Origin of the sequence: Pseudomonas edaphica (genome assembly GCF_005863185.1) — a bacterium.
Lineage (GTDB): Bacteria > Pseudomonadota > Gammaproteobacteria > Pseudomonadales > Pseudomonadaceae > Aquipseudomonas > Aquipseudomonas edaphica.
In genome coordinates this window covers 1-2,983 of the sequence record NZ_VBVZ01000702.1, presented here as the reverse complement: position 1 = coordinate 2,983, position 2,983 = coordinate 1, and the positions used below count along the sequence as shown (strand labels likewise).

General features: G+C 58.5%; 3 protein-coding genes and 1 pseudogene. 3 read left to right on the top strand and 1 reads right to left on the bottom strand.

Translation table 11 applies throughout. The annotated features are described in order from the left end of the window. On the top strand, window positions 1-650 hold a 650-nt coding region (locus tag FEM54_RS29235; protein WP_240792820.1), incomplete at its 5' end, for an MlaA family lipoprotein. A 62-nt stretch (window positions 651-712) separates the two neighbouring features. Here FEM54_RS29235 and FEM54_RS29230 read toward each other — a convergent pair. Beyond that, window positions 713-1,009, bottom strand: coding sequence for a PilZ domain-containing protein (locus FEM54_RS29230; protein ID WP_017137444.1), 297 nt, complete (start codon window positions 1,007-1,009; stop codon window positions 713-715). A 276-nt stretch (window positions 1,010-1,285) separates the two neighbouring features. Here FEM54_RS29230 and FEM54_RS29220 point away from each other — a divergent pair. Next, a pseudogene (locus tag FEM54_RS29220) lies at window positions 1,286-2,408 on the top strand (SpoIIE family protein phosphatase). Next, on the top strand, window positions 2,408-2,890 hold the full coding sequence (gene rssC, locus FEM54_RS29215) for an anti-sigma factor antagonist RssC (RefSeq protein ID WP_010212025.1): 483 nt from the start codon (window positions 2,408-2,410) through the stop codon (window positions 2,888-2,890). Before FEM54_RS29220 ends, rssC begins: the two are co-directional and overlap by 1 nt. Window positions 2,891-2,983 lie beyond the last annotated feature (93 nt).

Sequence of the window (2,983 nt, the reverse complement as noted above, 5' to 3'; positions counted from 1 at the left end):
CAACTATCCTGCTCGCCCCCTTCGCGGCCCAGGCTGCGTCGGAAGACGATCCGTGGGAAAGCGTCAACCGCCCGATCTTCACCTTCAACGACACCGTTGATACCTACGCGCTCAAGCCGATTGCCCAGGGTTATCAATTTGTAACCCCGCAATTTGTACAAGACGGCATCCACAACTTCTTCCGCAACATCGGCGATGTCGGCAACCTGGCCAACAACGTGCTGCAGCTCAAGCCGCACGCCGCTGGTGTGGACACCGCCCGCCTGTTGATGAACACCACCTTCGGCGTGCTTGGCTTTGTTGATGTGGGCACCAAAATGGGGCTGCAACGCAGCGATGAAGACTTCGGCCAGACCCTCGGCTACTGGGGCGTCGGCAGCGGTCCTTACGTGATGCTGCCGCTGCTAGGCCCAAGCACCCTGCGTGATGCGCCGTCCAAATACGTCGACAGCTACACCCAGCCGTACCGCTACATGAACGATATCGGCTGGCGCAACAGCACCTTCGGCCTGAACATCGTTGATACCCGTGCCAGCCTGCTCGACAGCGAGAAGCTGATCACGGGCGACAAGTACACCTTTATCCGTAACGCTTACCTGCAGAACCGTGAGTTCAAGGTAAAAGACGGCAAGGTCGTCGACGACTTTTAAGCCGTGACGTTTTGAAATGAAAAAAGGCGACCTCTATAGGTCGCCTTTTTTGTGCGCGTTTTTCAGCGCATTTTCAAGATCCTGAGGCCCAGGTGCTGGCGCTCGCCTTCGTTTTTGGCCCACACCACCTCGGTGTCCGCCTCCAGGCCCGTGAGGGCGGCGTGTTCCGAATCGATGCGCACGGTCAGTTGGTCTCCCACCTGAAACTGGCGAGGTGCCTCAACCTGCATGCCGGAGCTGGAAAGGTCCACACAAACCCCGGCAATCTCTTGCCCCGCGTGGATCAGCGCCACATCGGCATCCACGCGCATGCGGATGAAATCGCGTTTTTCGTCGTAGCCGCGCTCATGTTCGCTCACGGGTTCCATCCTTACTTTGTGTTGTGGTGGTGACTGTTCTTATAACTCCCGGTGATTTGCGGTGTAAAGACGCCCGGCGACCATCGGCATGAGCTTGAAACCCCTGACGGATGGGAGTACCGTCTGCGCCTTAGAAGGGCACCTCTGCTTTACCGTTGTGCATGGGAGAAATCCCAGTGCTTTGTAGGACAGAGAGGCTAGAAAGCGAATCCAGTACGTGAGCCCGGCCATTGCCGAGCCGCCTACGCCAACCTAATTCTGGCGCCGTTTGCCCACATGCAAAAAACCAGTGCCACGCTGCTGATAATCGATGACGACGAAGTAGTGCGCGCGAGCCTCGCGGCCTATTTGGAAGACAGTGGCTTCAGCGTCCTGCAGGCCAGTAATGGCCAACAGGGTCTCCAGGTGTTCGAGCGCGACAAGCCCGACCTCGTGATCTGCGACCTGCGCATGCCCCAAATGGGCGGCCTCGAGCTGATTCGCCAGGTAACCGAGCGTGCGCCGCAGACGCCAGTGATTGTTGTGTCCGGTGCCGGCGTGATGAACGATGCTGTCGAGGCCCTGCGCCTGGGCGCTGCCGACTACTTGATCAAGCCCCTGGAAGACCTGGCGGTGCTGGAGCATTCGGTGCGCCGCGCGCTGGACCGTGCTCGCCTGCTGCTGGAAAACCAGCGCTACCGCGAAAAGCTCGAAACCGCCAACCGCGAACTCGAAGCCAGCCTCAATTTGCTCCAGGAAGACCAGAACGCCGGTCGCCAGGTGCAGATGAACATGCTGCCGGTGAGCCCGTGGACCATCGACGAATTCAAGTTTGCGCACCAGATCATCCCGTCGCTACCTGGCCGACGTGTCCGGCCACGGCGCTTCTTCTGCGTTTGTTACCGTGTTGTTGAAATTCATGACCACACGGCTGTTGTTCGAATCCAAGCGCAATGGCACCTTGCCGGAGTTCACCCCCTCCGAGGTGCTGGGCCACATCAACCGAGGCCTGATCAGCTGCAAGCTGGGCAAGCACGTGACGATGGTTGGCGGCGTTATTGATGAAGAAACCGGTCTTTTGACCTACAGCATCGGCGGTCACCTGCCGATGCCGGTTTTATACACTCCCGACAGTGTGCGTTACCTGGAAGGCCGTGGTTTGCCGGTGGGCTTGTTTAACGAAGCCACCTACGAAGACCACATCCTGGAATTGCCGCCGACGTTCAGCCTCACGCTGATGTCCGACGGCATACTGGACCTTCTTCCAGAGCCTACACTCAAAGAGAAAGAAGCCGCCTTGCCCCAAAAGGTCAAGTCGGCGGGCGGCAGCCTGGATGGCCTGCGGCAGGTTTTTGGATTGTCCACGCTAGGGGAGATGCCGGATGATATCGCCCTATTGGTGTTGAGCAGGAATCTTTGATGAGTACCGGAAGAATCCAATTCGCCGAGCAAGACGGGACCTTCGTCCTGAAGTTTGTCGGTGAAGTGCGCCTGACCTTGTGTTCGGCGCTGGATGCGACGATTGAGCGGATCTTCACCGCGCTGAACTTCTCAGCGATCGTGATCGATCTGACCGAAACCCGCAGCATCGATAGCACCACCCTTGGCCTGCTGGCCAAGTTGTCCATTCTGTCTCGGCAGAAGGTTGGCCTGTTGCCGACCGTCGTCACCACCCACGAAGACATCACCCGTCTGTTGCAGTCCATGGGTTTTGACCAGGTGTTCAACATCGTTGACCGCCCGATCCCCTGCCCGGAATGCCTGACCGACCTGCCTTCGCAAGACCAGTCCGAAGAAATCGTGCGGGTCAAAGTGCTGGAAGCGCACAAGATCCTGATGGGCTTGAACGAGTCCAACCGCGAAGCCTTCCACGACCTGGTCAATGCCCTAGAACGCCACTAGGCCCCAGACTTGAAACCCCGTCCAATGTGGGAGCTGGCTTGCCTGCGATAGCGGTGTGTCAGCCACCTATTCATCACTGACCCACCGCTATCG

Excerpts from the sequence above, each read along its gene's own strand:
- rssC (WP_010212025.1), top strand. The coding sequence starts at position 2,408 with ATGAGTACCGGAAGAATCCAATTCGCCGAGCAAGACGGGACCTTCGTC.